This is a genomic window from Comamonas aquatilis (assembly GCF_965139575.1).
Taxonomy (GTDB): Bacteria; Pseudomonadota; Gammaproteobacteria; order Burkholderiales; family Burkholderiaceae_C; genus Comamonas; species Comamonas aquatilis.
In genome coordinates this window covers 1-13664 of the sequence record NZ_CBCSIW010000011.1, presented here as the reverse complement: position 1 = coordinate 13664, position 13664 = coordinate 1, and the positions used below count along the sequence as shown (strand labels likewise).

Annotated in this window: 13 protein-coding genes; 11 read left to right on the top strand and 2 right to left on the bottom strand. The window is 59.4% G+C overall.

The genetic code is table 11. From position 1 onward, the window contains the following. The first annotated feature begins 56 nt into the window (after positions 1 to 56). Complete coding sequence (locus tag ACNAZA_RS13715; RefSeq protein ID WP_415797116.1) at positions 57 to 1079, top strand: aldo/keto reductase; 1023 nt, start codon at positions 57 to 59, stop codon at positions 1077 to 1079. 9 nt (positions 1080 to 1088) lie between these two features. Here the strand turns inward: ACNAZA_RS13715 and ACNAZA_RS13710 are convergent, their stop codons facing one another. Then, entirely contained in the window at positions 1089 to 2033 is a 945-nt protein-coding gene (locus ACNAZA_RS13710; RefSeq protein ID WP_415797115.1) for a CoA transferase, read from the bottom strand. A 249-nt stretch (positions 2034 to 2282) separates the two neighbouring features. Between ACNAZA_RS13710 and ygiD the strand changes: the two genes are divergently transcribed. Then, a complete protein-coding gene (ygiD, locus tag ACNAZA_RS13705; RefSeq protein ID WP_462936555.1) occupies positions 2283 to 3152 on the top strand; it encodes a 4,5-DOPA-extradiol-dioxygenase in 870 nt (289 codons plus the stop codon). 203 nt (positions 3153 to 3355) lie between these two features. Here ygiD and ACNAZA_RS13700 read toward each other — a convergent pair whose 3' ends face one another. Beyond that, positions 3356 to 4552, bottom strand: coding sequence for an amino acid aminotransferase (locus tag ACNAZA_RS13700; RefSeq protein WP_415797114.1), 1197 nt, complete (start codon positions 4550 to 4552; stop codon positions 3356 to 3358). Between the two features lie 116 nt (positions 4553 to 4668). Between ACNAZA_RS13700 and uvrB the strand changes: the two genes are divergently transcribed. The 9 genes from uvrB to dnaQ all read left to right on the top strand — a co-directional run bounded on the left by uvrB (position 4669) and on the right by dnaQ (position 13414). After that, on the top strand, positions 4669 to 6735 hold the full coding sequence (uvrB, locus tag ACNAZA_RS13695) for an excinuclease ABC subunit UvrB (protein ID WP_415797113.1): 2067 nt from the start codon (positions 4669 to 4671) through the stop codon (positions 6733 to 6735). 233 nt (positions 6736 to 6968) lie between these two features. Then, a complete protein-coding gene (gene iscR, locus ACNAZA_RS13690; protein ID WP_003054211.1) occupies positions 6969 to 7505 on the top strand; it encodes a Fe-S cluster assembly transcriptional regulator IscR in 537 nt (178 codons plus the stop codon). A gap of 170 nt (positions 7506 to 7675) precedes the next feature. Then, complete coding sequence (locus tag ACNAZA_RS13685; RefSeq protein WP_415797112.1) at positions 7676 to 8896, top strand: IscS subfamily cysteine desulfurase; 1221 nt, start codon at positions 7676 to 7678, stop codon at positions 8894 to 8896. A gap of 31 nt (positions 8897 to 8927) precedes the next feature. Further along, on the top strand, positions 8928 to 9326 hold the full coding sequence (iscU, locus tag ACNAZA_RS13680; protein ID WP_415797111.1) for a Fe-S cluster assembly scaffold IscU: 399 nt from the start codon (positions 8928 to 8930) through the stop codon (positions 9324 to 9326). 4 nt (positions 9327 to 9330) lie between these two features. Beyond that, a complete protein-coding gene (iscA, locus tag ACNAZA_RS13675; RefSeq protein ID WP_120967660.1) occupies positions 9331 to 9654 on the top strand; it encodes an iron-sulfur cluster assembly protein IscA in 324 nt (107 codons plus the stop codon). A gap of 163 nt (positions 9655 to 9817) precedes the next feature. Then, the gene (hscB, locus tag ACNAZA_RS13670) at positions 9818 to 10336 is read left to right on the top strand and encodes a Fe-S protein assembly co-chaperone HscB (RefSeq protein ID WP_415797110.1); all 519 of its coding nucleotides are present in this window, start codon (positions 9818 to 9820) and stop codon (positions 10334 to 10336) included. Between the two features lie 105 nt (positions 10337 to 10441). After that, positions 10442 to 12307, top strand: coding sequence for a Fe-S protein assembly chaperone HscA (gene hscA, locus ACNAZA_RS13665; protein WP_415797109.1), 1866 nt, complete (start codon positions 10442 to 10444; stop codon positions 12305 to 12307). Positions 12308 to 12335: 28 nt separating this feature from the next. Further along, positions 12336 to 12674 carry an ISC system 2Fe-2S type ferredoxin gene (gene fdx, locus ACNAZA_RS13660; protein WP_120967666.1) on the top strand — a complete coding sequence of 113 codons (339 nt, stop codon included), beginning with the start codon at positions 12336 to 12338 and terminating at the stop codon, positions 12672 to 12674. Positions 12675 to 12697: 23 nt separating this feature from the next. Next, on the top strand, positions 12698 to 13414 hold the full coding sequence (dnaQ, locus tag ACNAZA_RS13655) for a DNA polymerase III subunit epsilon (RefSeq protein ID WP_415797108.1): 717 nt from the start codon (positions 12698 to 12700) through the stop codon (positions 13412 to 13414). Positions 13415 to 13664 lie beyond the last annotated feature (250 nt).

Genomic DNA, 13664 nt, shown 5'->3' with positions numbered 1-13664 from the left:
AATCAATCAAAATCAGTCTCCATTGCCGCCCGATAGGCATTCAAAGGATTTCCTCTATGCAAACCCGTCAACTAGGCCCATTCACGGTCAGCAACGTAGCTCTGGGCTGCATGAATTTCAGCCATGCCTATGGCGCATCGCCCAGCGTGGAGCAGTCTCATGCCGTGCTGCATGCCGCGCTGGATGCCGGCGTCACCTTGTTCGACACTGCGGCGCTTTATGGTTTTGGTGCCAATGAATCGCTGATCGGTCCGGTGCTCAAGCCTCACCGCAACCACATCACCTTGGCCAGCAAATGCGGCATGGCCGGTGTGCGCGGTGATGACGGCGTGATGCGCCGCGTGATCGACGGCCGCCCCAAGACGCTGCGCCAGAACTGTGAAGACAGTCTGCAGCGCCTGGGCACTGATGTGATCGATCTCTACTATCTGCACCGCTGGGACAAGAACGTACCCATCGAAGAATCGGTGGGAGAGATGGCGCGCCTCAAAGAGGAGGGCAAGATTCGCGCCCTGGGCGTGTCCGAAGTCGGTGCCGATGCGCTGCGCCGCGCGCACAAGGAACACCCGATTGCGGCCCTGCAAAGCGAGTATTCGTTGTGGTCGCGCAATGCCGAGTTGGGCACGCTGGCCGCCTGCAAGGAGCTGGGCATTGCCTATGTCGCCTTTAGCCCCGTGGGCCGTGCCTTTCTGACCGGCAAGCTGCAGGAAGTGGGCGCTCTGGTCAAAGGCGATATCCGCGCCACCATGCCGCGTTTTGCGCCCGATAGCTATGCGCGCAATCTGCGTCTGCTGGCGCCCATGCAGGCCGTGGCCGAGAAAGCCGACTGCACGCTGGCCGAGCTGGCCATCGCCTGGGTGCTGCACCAGGGCGAGCAGGTGATTGCCTTGCCCGGCACCACCAGCGTGGAGCATCTGCACGAAGACATTCGCGGCGGCAGCGTCAAGCTCAGCCCCGAGTTGCTGGCCGAGCTGGATGACATCTTCAGGCCTGAAGCCATTGCCGGCGACCGCTACGCGCTGCAAGGCCAAGGCGAGGTGGATACCGAGAAATTCGGCTTTGAAAAGCGCCCGGCTTAAAAACAGCGGTCAGTGCGCGCTGGGCAGGGCATGCAGCGGTATGTCCCGCTCCTGGGCCAGTTGCATCAGCTGCTTGCAACTGAGGGCGGCCAGAAACTGTGCCACGCCGGTGTGGATTTCCGGCTTGCGCATATCGCTGGGGTGGGTGAAGGGCAGTTCTGCCGCTTCGCACAGGCGCTGGGCAAAATGCGGCTCCAGCGCAGCCACGGCAACCATGCCATCGGCGCAGGGGTAGATACGATAGCCGGCGTGGCCCCCGCCTACGTCTCCCTTAGGCTGAGTCAGGCCCCAGTGCCAGGGCAGGGCCAGCCACTGGGCGGCCTGGGCCAGGCCCACTTCTCTGAACACGCCGCGCCCGCTGCGGCTGCTGACCAGCACGGCTTGCAGCACGGCTTCGCTGGCCATCAGCGCACCTGCCATATCGGCAAACAGGCTGGGCGGCAACTGGGTGCTGTGCACCAGTCCGGCTTCGGCCTGGTAGGTCAGGTCGTGGCCGGGTACGTCGGCCAGTGCTCCTTCGCTGCCCACCACGCGCACCAGTGACAGCCGTGGATGGCGCTGCTGCAGCACCGCCCAGTCCATGCCCAGTTTCTTCAGCGCCGAAGGCCTGAAAGAGGTCAGCAGCACATCGGTTTGTGCCAGCTGCGCATGCAGGCTGGCTTGGCCGGCTTCAGTCTTGAGGTCGGCCTGCAGCACGTTGATGCCCTCATGCATCTGCCCATAGGCTTGGGGGCAGTAGAGCTGCATGGGGTCGGCACCACCGCCGCCGCCACCGTCTTTGCTGGCGCTGGACAAGGGCTCCAGCTTTCGGCATTGCGCTCCCATGCCGGCGCAGCGCCACAGGGCCGCAGGTCCGGGCAGATTGAGGGCCAGGCTCAGAACGCGCACGCCTTGAAGCGGGGCAAAGCTTTGGGGATCGCCGTCAGTTTGGGGATGGTTCTGGTGGGTGTTCATAAGGTTGTCGTGGCCTTGAGCAACGGCTCTTGTATCGCGTGTGTGGCTAAAGACCTGGCACTTTCAGGACAGTGTGTTGCGCCAGCCAGCCTCCACAAGGGCATTGCTCTGTGGCAAGCTTGGCCCATGTTGAAAAAGCTGCACTGGCTGTTGCCTGGGCAGCGCTGAACGGATCTTATGCGTCGACGCACGCTTGTTGCCCTGGGCTCCACAATGGTGGCGGCATCCGGGGCTTGGATGGCTTATTCCATGACCACAACCTCACCCACTGTTTTGCCCCAGGAGCTGCTGCAGCAACTCAAGCCCTCGCCGCGCATGCCGGTCATGTTTCTCGGCCATGGCAGCCCCATGAACGTGATCGAGGACACGCGCTGGCGCCAGAGCTGGAAAGCGCTGGGCGCGGAGCTGGCCGCCAAAGGCATTGCACCGCAGCTGATCTTGTGCATTTCCGCGCACTGGCTGACGGAGTCGGACTGGGCTTTGACCGGCATGGCCCAACCGCGCACGATTCACGATTTCGGCGGCTTTCCCCAGGAGTTGTTTGATCAGCAATACCCGGCGCTGGGTGCACCTGAGGTTGCCAGGCAACTGGCTGCTGAGCTGCATTCGCCGCTTGATGGCTCGGCCTTGCGGGTGGATGAGAAATGGGGCTTTGACCACGGCACCTGGTCGGTGCTGCTACCCATGTTCCCCGAAGCCAAGATTCCCGTCATGCAGCTGAGCATGCCTTATGGTCTGCCGCCCGAAAAGCATTTTGAGCTGGGTGTTCAGCTGCGGGCTCTGCGCGAGCGCGGCGTGCTGATTGTGGGCAGCGGCAATGTGGTGCACAACTTGCGGGCGCTGCGGCGCGATGTGGCGGATGACCAGGCGTTTGACTGGGCCCAGCAGTTCGATGCCCAGGTGCAGCAGCGCTGGGACAGCGGCAATCTGGCCGATCTGTCCACCTTTCTGGACTGGGGCCCGCAAGCGCGTCTGGCCCATCCCACGCATGATCACTATCTGCCGCTGTTGTACGCAGCGGGAGCAGTGCAGGATGGCGAAGCACCGCGCGTCTTTAACGACGCTTTTCAATATGGGGCGCTATCGATGCGCTCGGCCATCTGGGGCTTGAATACTTGATGAGCTACCAGATTTGATAGCTGCTAGCGCATGAATCCATTGAGTTTCAGGCCTTTATGAGCTTGAAGACAAGACTGATAAAGCGCAGGCAGCTATCGAAATAAAGTGGTTGAAAACCGACGGGGCATAAAAAAGAGCAGCGGATCAAAAGTCCGTTGCTCTTTGGTTTTTCAGGGCTGCCGCAGCGGCCCTGAGTTGTGACTTTAGATCACGGCGGCGATGGCCTTGCAGACATACTCGATGTTCTTGCTGTTCAGGGCAGCGACGCACATGCGGCCGGTGTCGGTGCCGTACACGCCGAACTCGGAGCGCAGGCGCACCATCTGCTCCTTGGACAGGCCGGAGTACGAGAACATACCGATCTGGGTGGTGATGAAGCTCATGTCCTGAGTCACGCCGGCAGCCTTGAGGCCGTCGACCAGCTTTTGGCGCATTTGCTTGATGCGCACGCGCATCTCGCCCAGCTCGGCTTCCCACTGGGCGCGCAGCTCAGGGGTGTTGAGCACCGCAGCCACCACGGCGCCACCGTGGGTAGGAGGGTTGGAGTAGTTGGTGCGGATGACGATCTTCAGCTGCGACAGCACGCGAGCGGCTTCTTCCTTGTCGTTGGCGACCACGGACAGGGCGCCCACGCGCTCGCCGTACAGGCTGAAGCTCTTGGAGAAAGAAGTGGAGACGAAAATGTTCAGGCCGGCGGCCACGAACTTGCCGATCACGGCACCGTCTTCGGCGATGCCGTAGCCAAAGCCTTGGTAGGCCATGTCCAGGAAGGCGACCAGGCCCTTGGCCTTGACCACTTCAATCACTTGATCCCACTGGGCGGCAGTGATGTCGTAGCCGGTGGGGTTGTGGCAGCAGGCGTGCAGCACGACCACGGTGCCGGCAGCGGCAGCGTTCAGGTCGGCCAGCATGCCGGCGAAGTCGATGGAGCGGGTGGCTGCGTCGTAATAAGCGTAGTTCTCGACTTCAAAACCGGCGTTCTGGAAGATGGCGCGGTGGTTTTCCCAGCTGGGGTTGGAGATCAGCACCTTGGCATTGGGGTTGAGCTTCTTCAAGAAGTCAGCACCAATCTTCAGGCCGCCGGTGCCGCCGATGGCTTGCACGGTGGACACACGGCCGGACTTGACCACGTCGGATTCGGCGCCGAAGACCAGAGCCTTCACTCCGTTGTCGTAAGCGGCGATGCCGTCGATGGGCAGGTAGCCACGTGCCGTGGGCTTGTCCATCATGGCCTTCTCAGCGGCTTGCACGCATTGCAGCAAGGGCAGCTTGCCGTTGTCGTCGAAGTACACACCCACGCCCAGATTCACCTTGTTGGCGTTGGTGTCGGCAGCGAACTGATCATTCAAACCCAGAATAGGGTCGCGGGGGGCCATTTCGACGGCGGTAAACAGAGACATGAAAAATCCTTGATGGATAGAAATAAGTCAGGTCACCCCCAACTACTCTAGGTTAGGCTTGAGGGTTGGTCTGCCATTCTACCCGCGCTAACCCTATGCGTCATGGACATGACATCATGCAAGAACAAGATATGACTGATGCGCCGCAAGGCAGCTTTGTGCACTACCCGGACTCGCCCTTCGAGCTGTTCCAACCTTATCCGCCTGCCGGGGACCAGCCGACGGCGATCGAACAACTGGTCAACGGCGTCAATGACGGAGAGTCGTTTCAGACGCTTTTGGGCGTAACTGGCTCGGGCAAGACTTTCACCATGGCCAATGTGATTGCGCGCCTGGGTCGGCCCGCCATCGTGTTTGCGCCCAACAAGACACTGGCCGCACAGCTGTACTCCGAGTTCAGGGAGTTTTTCCCAAAAAATGCGGTCGAGTACTTTGTCAGCTACTACGATTACTACCAGCCTGAAGCCTATGTGCCCCAGCGCGACCTGTTCATTGAAAAGGACAGCGCCATCAACGAGCACATCGAGCAGATGCGGCTGTCGTGCACCAAAAGCATCATGGAGCGGCGCGATGTGGTGATCGTGGCCACGGTGTCCGCCATCTACGGCATTGGCGAGCCCGAGAGTTATCACCGTATGATCATGACGGTGCGCACCGGCGACCGTATGAACCAGCGCGATGTGATTGCCCAGCTGATTCGCATGCAGTACCAGCGCAATGATTCGGATTTCAGCCGGGGCACCTTCCGTGTGCGCGGCGACACGATCGACGTCTTCCCCGCCGAGCATTCGGAGTTGGCCGTGCGCATCGAGTTGTTCGATGACGAAATCGAAACCCTGCAGCTGTTTGATCCGCTCACGGGCCGCGTGCGCCAGAACATTCCGCGCTTTACCGTCTATCCCAGCAGCCACTACGTCACGCCAAGAGACAAGGTGCTGGTGGCCGTGGAGACCATCAAGCTGGAGCTGGCCGAGCGCCTCAAGCAGCTGGTGGAGATGGGTAAGCTGGTGGAAGCCCAGCGTCTGGAGCAGCGCACGCGCTTTGACCTTGAGATGCTGACCGAGGTAGGGCATTGCAAGGGCATCGAGAACTACACCCGTCACCTGTCGGGCGCAGCCCCCGGCGATCCGCCCAGCACGCTGACGGACTATCTGCCGCGTGACTCCATCATGTTTCTCGATGAGAGCCACCAGATGATCGGCCAGCTCAACGCCATGTACAGCGGTGACCGCTCGCGCAAGACCACGCTGGTTGAATATGGCTTTCGCCTGCCTTCGGCGCTGGACAACCGCCCGCTCAAGTTTGAAGAGTTCGAGCAGCGCATGCGTCAGGTGGTGTTTGTTTCGGCAACGCCCGCCGATTACGAGAAAACCCATGCCGGTCAGGTTGTGGAGCAGGTGGTACGGCCCACGGGTCTGGTTGATCCTGAAATCGAAGTGCGCCCGGCCACACACCAGGTGGATGATGTGCTGCAGGAAATCCGCCTGCGCGTGGACAAGCAGGAGCGCGTGCTCATCACCACGCTGACCAAGCGCATGGCCGAGCAATTGACGGAGTATTTGACGGACAACGGCGTTAAGGTGCGGTATCTGCACTCGGATGTGGACACGGTGGAGCGTGTGGAAATCATCCGTGATCTGCGCCTGGGCGCCTTTGACGTGCTCGTCGGGATCAATTTGCTGCGCGAAGGCCTGGATATTCCGGAAGTGTCGCTGGTGGCGATTCTGGATGCTGATAAGGAAGGCTTTTTGCGCGCCGAGCGCAGCCTGATTCAAACCATAGGCCGCGCGGCGCGCAATATCAATGGCAAGGCCATCTTGTACGGTGACCGCATCACGGAGTCCATGAAAAAGGCGATCGGAGAGACCGAGCGGCGCCGCGCCAAGCAGGTGGCGCACAACGAAGCTCACGGCATAGAGCCAAAACAGATTGTCAAGCGGGTGAAAGACCTGATTGATGGTGTTTACAGCGGGAAAAGCAGCAAGGAAGCCGAGCGTATCGAGCAGCAGGCCCTGCAGCGGGCGCGTGTCGAGGATATGTCCGAGAAGGATGTAGCCAAGGAAATCAAGCGCTTGGAGAAGCAGATGCTGGAGCACGCGCGTAGTCTGGAGTTCGAGCAGGCAGCCCGCATACGCGATCAATTGGCCCTACTCAAAGAGCAGTTATTTGGGGCAGCTCCGTAGGAGACGTCCGGCAAATTGCAGTTGCTTGGGCGTTGCTGTGAGTTGTTACCCGACAAAAACAATGGGGAATGTGCTATACTCAACGCAAACACTCAACAACAAACTTCCCTCTCAGAAGGGCTCTGAACCTATTAACAGGACGGAGTAAGGGCGGAGACTGTGCCTGCCGGGTCTCTATAAAAGCACCACGCAGGCGTTTCTGTAACGAACAATCCTGATTGAAGGAGCTCGGAATGCGTCTCACAACTAAAGGCCGTTTTGCGGTCACCGCGATGATCGACCTGGCCCTGCGCCAGAACAATGGCCCCGTCACGTTGGCTGCCATCAGCCAACGCCAGCAAATTTCGCTGTCCTACCTGGAACAGCTGTTCGGCAAGCTGCGTCGCCACGAGCTGGTGGAATCCACTCGCGGCCCCGGCGGCGGCTACACACTGGCTCGCAAGGCAACCGATATCACCGTGGCAGACATCATTGTCTCCGTGGATGAACCTATCGACGCTACCCAGTGCGGCGGCAAGGAAAACTGTCTGGGCGAAGCTGGTCGCTGTATGACTCATGAACTGTGGGCTGCTTTGAACCAGCGCATGGTGGAGTTTCTTGACTCCGTCACCCTGCAAAAGCTGGTGGACGAGCAACTGGCCAAGGGCATCCAGATTGAAGACAAGCCTGTGGTGCGCCGTGCGATTTCCACAGCACCTGTGGTCAAGCCTATCCGCGTGAATGCACCTAACTCGGTGTTCGCTCTGGGTAACGCCTTCGCCAAATCCTGATCGCACTCAGCGGTCAGCGAAGGTCTGCAGCACTCTCAAGGTGCTGCCAAGCAAAAGCAGGGCAGGGTGATATGCATGGCTGTGCGGCATATCCACGCTGTCCGGGTGGGGCTTTGCGCCCATCAATTCCTCTCACGATTTGTCAGCCGAATAACTAGATTGAGCCAGTCATGGACATGACCCCGCACCTTCCTATTTACCTTGACTACGGCGCAACCACGCCAGTGGATCCCCGTGTGGTGGATGCCATGATTCCGTGGTTGCGTGATCAGTTCGGAAATGCGGCTTCTCGTAGCCATGCCTGGGGCTGGGCTGCTGAAGAAGCGATTGAAAAAGCCCGCCAGCAAGTGGCTGACCTGATCAATGCCGATCCACGCGAAATCGTCTGGACCAGCGGCGCCACCGAGTCTGACAATCTGGCCATCAAAGGTGCTGCCCATTTCTATCAAGGCAAGGGCAAGCACCTGATCACTGTCAAGACCGAGCACAAGGCTGTGCTGGACACCATGCGCGAGCTGGAGCGTCAGGGTTTTGAAGTGACCTATCTGGACGTGAAGGAAGACGGTCTGCTCGATCTGGATGTGTTCAAGGCGGCGATCCGCCCCGACACCATTCTGGTCAGCGTGATGGCCGTGAACAATGAAACCGGTGTGATTCAGGATCTGAACACCATTGGTGCCATTTGCCGCGAAAAAGGCATCATATTCCATGTGGATGCCGCACAGGCCACGGGCAAGATGGTGCTGGATATGCAGGCCATGCCCATCGATCTGATGAGCCTGGCATCGCACAAGAGCTATGGCCCCAAGGGTATCGGTGCTCTGTATGTGCGCCGCAAGCCCCGCGTGCGCCTGGAAGCCCAGATGCACGGTGGCGGACACGAGCGCGGCATGCGTTCGGGCACGTTGCCTACCCACCAGATCGTGGGCATGGGCGAGGCCTACCGCATTGCCAAGGAAGAGTTTTCCAAGGACTACGAGCACGCCAAGCGTCTGCAGCAGCGCCTGCTTGATGGCCTCAAGGACATGGAGCAAGTGTTTGTGAACGGTGATCTGGAGCATCGTGTGCCCCATAACCTGAACATGAGCTTCAACTTCGTCGAAGGCGAATCGTTGATCATGGGCATCAAGGGTCTGGCCGTATCTTCCGGCTCCGCCTGCACATCCGCCAGCCTGGAGCCCAGCTATGTGCTGCGTGCCCTGGGTCGCAGCGATGAGCTGGCCCACAGCAGCCTGCGCATGACCATTGGTCGCTTCACGACCGAAGAAGAGATTGACACCGCCATTGAAGCCATTCGCACCAATGTAGCCAAGCTGCGCGAATTGAGCCCACTGTGGGAGATGTTTAAAGACGGCATCGACCTCAGCACTATTCAATGGGCGGCACACTAAGCAAAGATCAGAAGTTCAAGAGGTAGACACCATGGCTTACTCCGAAAAAGTGGTTGACCACTATGAAAACCCCCGTAACGTGGGCTCGTTCGACAAGGGCGATGACTCCGTAGGCACGGGTATGGTGGGTGCACCTGCCTGCGGCGACGTGATGAAGCTGCAGATCAAGGTCAATCCCGAAACCGGCGTGATCGAAGACGCACGCTTCAAGACTTATGGCTGTGGATCGGCCATCGCTTCCTCTTCCCTGGTGACTGAATGGGTCAAGGGCAAGACGCTGGACGAAGCCGAAGCACTCAAGAACAGCCAGATTGCTGAAGAGCTGGCTTTGCCACCCGTGAAGGTGCATTGTTCCATTCTGGCCGAAGATGCCATCAAGGCCGCTGTGAGCGACTACCGTGCCAAGCGCACGGTGGCTGTGGAAGCCTGAGATCATGGCGATCTCTATGACTGAGGCGGCTGCCCGTCATGTGAGCCGGTATCTTTCCCGCCGTGGCAAGGGTATTGGTGTTCGCCTGGGTGTGAAGACCACAGGTTGCTCCGGCTTGGCTTACAAGCTGGAGTATGTGGATGAGGTGCAGGCTGATGATGTGGTTTTCGAAGATCACGGCATCAAGGTCCTGATTGATCCCAAAAGCTTGGCCTATATCGACGGTACGGAGCTTGACTTCGTGCGCGAGGGGCTGAACGAGGGCTTCAAATTCCATAACCCTAATGAGCGCGATCGTTGCGGCTGCGGCGAGAGCTTCAGAATTTAACTGCCCCTGAGCCGCTTTGCGGCTTCCCCTGGCCGGGCGCCCCCAGGAGGGACGCCCCCTCGCCGCAAGGCGGCGCTTGCTAGGTATCTCTGGCCTTGGTCAGCTCCCTGGTTTTGAATAAAGGAAGCCGCCTCAGCTTTGCTGCAGGCGGCTTTTTAATGCCATGAATCTGCAATCCGACGACTTTGAATTGTTTGCGCTTCAGCGCCAGTTTGCGCAAGAGCGCAGTGTGATTGACGCGCGCTGGAAAGAGCTGCAGCGCGAAGCCCACCCCGATCGCTTTGCCGCACAAGGGGCTGCAGCTCAGCGCGTGGCCATGCAGTGGTCTGTGCGCATCAACGAGGCCTATCAACGTCTGAAGGATCCGCTCAAGCGAGCCGCCTATCTGTGTGAGCTCAATGGCGCACCTGTGCGGGCGGAGGACAACACCGCCATGCCGGCCGCATTCTTGATGCAGCAGATGGAGTGGCGGGAAGCGCTGGAAGAAGCCGATAGCGAAAAGGAGCTGGATGCGCTCGATGCTGAGGTGCTGGCAGCGCGCCGCCGCATGCTGGCCGAGTGCGGCCGTTTGCTCGACGAAGCGCATGACCCGGCTGCGGCCGTGGCTCAAGTGAGAGCCCTCATGTTTGTTGCGCGATTTGCCGAGGACATAGAGCGCCGCCGCGATCAACTGGGACAATAAGACCCAGCAGTTCTCTCTGCGATGTATTCCTGCAGATGCAAAGAGAAAGTCCGATCTTGAAAAGGCCATCCCCGCTGGCCTGTCACCTTCATAAATAGAATTTCCATGGCGCTTTTGCAGATTTCCGAACCCGGTCAATCTCCTGATCCCCACCAACGGCGTATCGCAGTCGGTATCGACCTGGGAACTACCCATTCGTTGGTGGCCGCCGTACGCAACGGTGTAGCCGAGTGCTTGCCTGATGAGCAAGGCCGCGTGCTCCTGCCTTCCGTGGTGCGTTACCTGAGCGGCGGCCGTCGTCAGATCGGCTTTGATGCCAAAGAATCGCAGGCCGCAGATGCAGTCAACACCATCAGCTCGGCCAAGCGTTTCATGGGTCGCAGTCTCAAGGACATCGAGTCGCCCGAGAAACTGCCTTACCAGTTCGGTGCAGACAGCCTGAGCAGCGGTGTGATCGCTATCGAGACCGTGGACGGCGCCAAGACGCCCGTGGAAATCAGCGCTGAAATTCTCGCCACGCTGCGCTTTCGCGCCGAAGACACTTTTGATGATGAGCTGTATGGCGCCGTCATCACCGTGCCCGCTTACTTTGACGATGCCCAGCGTCAGGCGACCAAGGATGCGGCCAAGCTCGCCGGCATCAACCTGCTGCGCCTGATCAATGAGCCCACGGCTGCGGCGATTGCCTATGGCCTGGACAACGCGGCGGAGGGTGTTTACGCCGTTTACGACCTGGGCGGCGGCACTTTCGATATCTCCGTGCTGCGCCTGTCCCAAGGCGTGTTTGAAGTGATTGCCACGGGCGGTGATTCGGCCCTGGGCGGTGATGATTACGACGATGCGCTGGCCGCTTTTGTGGCTGATAAAACCGGCGTGCAGCTGCAAAACGCAGCCGATAAGACGGGTTGGCGCATTGCCGCACGCAACTGCAAGCAGGCGTTGACAGATGCAGAAACTGTAGCATTTACCGCTGATCTGTCTTCGGGTTCAGTACGTTTTGATGTCAAACGTGAGGATTTCAGCGCGGCGACTGCTCACCTTACTGCTAAAAGCCTGTCTGCCGTGCGTCGTGCACTTAAGGATGCCGCCTTGACCCGCGATGAGGTGCAAGGCGTTGTCATGGTTGGCGGCTCCACGCGCATGCCGCAGGTGCGCCAGGCCGTGGCCGATTTCTTTGGCAGCCAGCCGCTGACCAATCTCAACCCCGACGAAGTCGTGGCCCTGGGCGCCTCCATCCAGGCCAATCAGCTGGCGGGCAACAACACGGCAGGCGATTTGCTGCTGCTCGATGTCATTCCGTTGTCTCTGGGCGTGGAAACCATGGGTGGGCTGGCTGAGCGGATCATCACCCGCAACGAAACCATTCCTACGGCACGTGCTCAGGATTTCACCACCTACAAGGACGGGCAGACCGCTTTGGCCATTCATGTGGTGCAGGGCGAGCGCGATCTGGTGGCCGATTGCCGCAGCCTGGCCCGCTTCGAGCTGCGCGGCATTCCACCCATGGCTGCTGGTGCGGCACGCATTCGCGTGACCTTTACCGTGGACGCCGATGGTCTGCTGGCGGTGAGCGCCAAAGAGCAGATCAGCGGAGTGGAGGCGAGCATCAACGTTAAGCCTTCCTATGGCCTGTCGGACGATGAAATCGCCCGCATGCTGCAAGACGGTTTTGCCACTGCCCAGCAAGACATGAAGGCTCGTGCCTTGGTGGAAGCCCGTGTGGACGCCGATCGCATGCTGCTGGCCACGCAAAGCGCTTTGCAAGCCGATGGTGATGTGCTCAGCAGCGAGCAGCGTGAGCTGATTGATGGGCTGCTGTCCGCCCTGCGTGTCAGCGTGGGCAGCGATGATCCTGCCGTTGTTGAGCACGCCACACAGGCTCTGGCCAAGGGCACGGAAGCCTTCGCCGCCGAGCGCATGAACCGCAGCATCCAGCAGGCTCTGGCCGGCAAGAACGTGCAGTCCCTTTAATTCGATCCGCAGACATTAGCAGTCAGTCATGCCCATTATCAAAATCCTTCCCCACGCCGAGTATTGCCCGAACGGAGTCGAAATCGAGGCGCCTGTCGGCACGTCGATCTGTGAAGCCATGCTGGACAATGGCGTCAACATCGAACATGCCTGCGATATGAGCTGTGCCTGCACCACATGCCATGTCATCGTCAGAGAAGGCCTGAACTCGCTCAATGAAGCTGAGGAAGAAGAAGAAGACCTGCTTGACCGTGCCTGGGGCCTGCAGCCTCAGTCCCGCCTGTCGTGCCAAGCCATTCTGGCGCGTGAAAATGTGACGGTGGAGATTCCCAAGTACTCCATCAATCACGCCAAAGAAAACCACTGAGCACAGCAAAGAAAAGGGCAGGCATGTCGCGCCAAATTATTCTGGATACGGAAACAACGGGTTTGTCGGCGGTCGATGGTGATCGACTGATTGAGCTGGGCTGTGTGGAGATGGTCAACCGCAAGCTCACCGGCAATAACTTGCACCTGTATTTCAATGCCGGGCGCGACAGCCACCCCGATGCCTTGCGTGTGCACGGCATCACCACGGAATTTTTGGCCGACAAGCCGCGTTTCGAAACCAAGATCGACGAGATCTGGGAGTATCTGCAAGGTGCGGAACTCATCATTCACAACGCACCTTTCGATTTGGGCTTTCTGAACAACGAGCTCAAGCTGGCCAAGCGTCCGCCCCTCACACAATGCATCTCTGGCGTGATCGACACCTTGGTCATGGCCAAGGAGATGTACCCGGGCAAGCGCAACTCGCTGGACTCGCTGTGTGATCGACTCGGAGTCGACAACTCCGGCCGCACGCTGCACGGCGCCTTGCTGGATGCCGAGTTGCTGGCAGATGTTTATATCAACCTCACGCGTGGCCAGGACGCGCTCATTGTTGCTGAGGAGCCTTCGGAGGCCGAGGCCGCAGGTGCCATCACCATTCCTTCGGTGGACCTGAGCACTTTCAAGCTGCAAGTTGTTCGAGCCAACGAGCAGGAGTTGCAGGCACATGCCGATGTGCTGACGCAGCTGGACAAATCCAGCGGCGGAAAAACCGTTTGGCGCCAGCTCGAGGCCTGAACTGAAGTAGCAGCTTGCCGGTTTGCCAGAGTCGGACTATCGGCGGCTGCCCGAATTTTTGTGTGACCTGTCGGACTTCGGCTGCTGTAGATGCGGTTTTCGCACTCAGCGCGAAATGGAGCAATGCGGCGGGGATGCGGACAAAAACTTGGACTACCAGGAGGTAGTTCATGTACTCATACGCAGACAGGATTCGTGCAGTTGAGCTTTATATCAAGCTTGGCTTGCGTGTCAGAGCCACGATTCGCCA

Coding starts and splice junctions, on each gene's coding strand:
- ACNAZA_RS13715 (WP_415797116.1), top strand. CDS start 57: ATGCAAACCCGTCAACTAGGCCCATTCACGGTCAGCAACGTAGCTCTG.
- ACNAZA_RS13710 (WP_415797115.1), bottom strand. CDS start 2,033: ATGAACACCCACCAGAACCATCCCCAAACTGACGGCGATCCCCAAAGC.
- ygiD (WP_462936555.1), top strand. CDS start 2,283: ATGACCACAACCTCACCCACTGTTTTGCCCCAGGAGCTGCTGCAGCAA.
- ACNAZA_RS13700 (WP_415797114.1), bottom strand. CDS start 4,552: ATGTCTCTGTTTACCGCCGTCGAAATGGCCCCCCGCGACCCTATTCTG.
- uvrB (WP_415797113.1), top strand. CDS start 4,669: ATGCAAGAACAAGATATGACTGATGCGCCGCAAGGCAGCTTTGTGCAC.
- iscR (WP_003054211.1), top strand. CDS start 6,969: ATGCGTCTCACAACTAAAGGCCGTTTTGCGGTCACCGCGATGATCGAC.
- ACNAZA_RS13685 (WP_415797112.1), top strand. CDS start 7,676: ATGGACATGACCCCGCACCTTCCTATTTACCTTGACTACGGCGCAACC.
- iscU (WP_415797111.1), top strand. CDS start 8,928: ATGGCTTACTCCGAAAAAGTGGTTGACCACTATGAAAACCCCCGTAAC.
- iscA (WP_120967660.1), top strand. CDS start 9,331: ATGGCGATCTCTATGACTGAGGCGGCTGCCCGTCATGTGAGCCGGTAT.
- hscB (WP_415797110.1), top strand. CDS start 9,818: ATGAATCTGCAATCCGACGACTTTGAATTGTTTGCGCTTCAGCGCCAG.
- hscA (WP_415797109.1), top strand. CDS start 10,442: ATGGCGCTTTTGCAGATTTCCGAACCCGGTCAATCTCCTGATCCCCAC.
- fdx (WP_120967666.1), top strand. CDS start 12,336: ATGCCCATTATCAAAATCCTTCCCCACGCCGAGTATTGCCCGAACGGA.
- dnaQ (WP_415797108.1), top strand. CDS start 12,698: ATGTCGCGCCAAATTATTCTGGATACGGAAACAACGGGTTTGTCGGCG.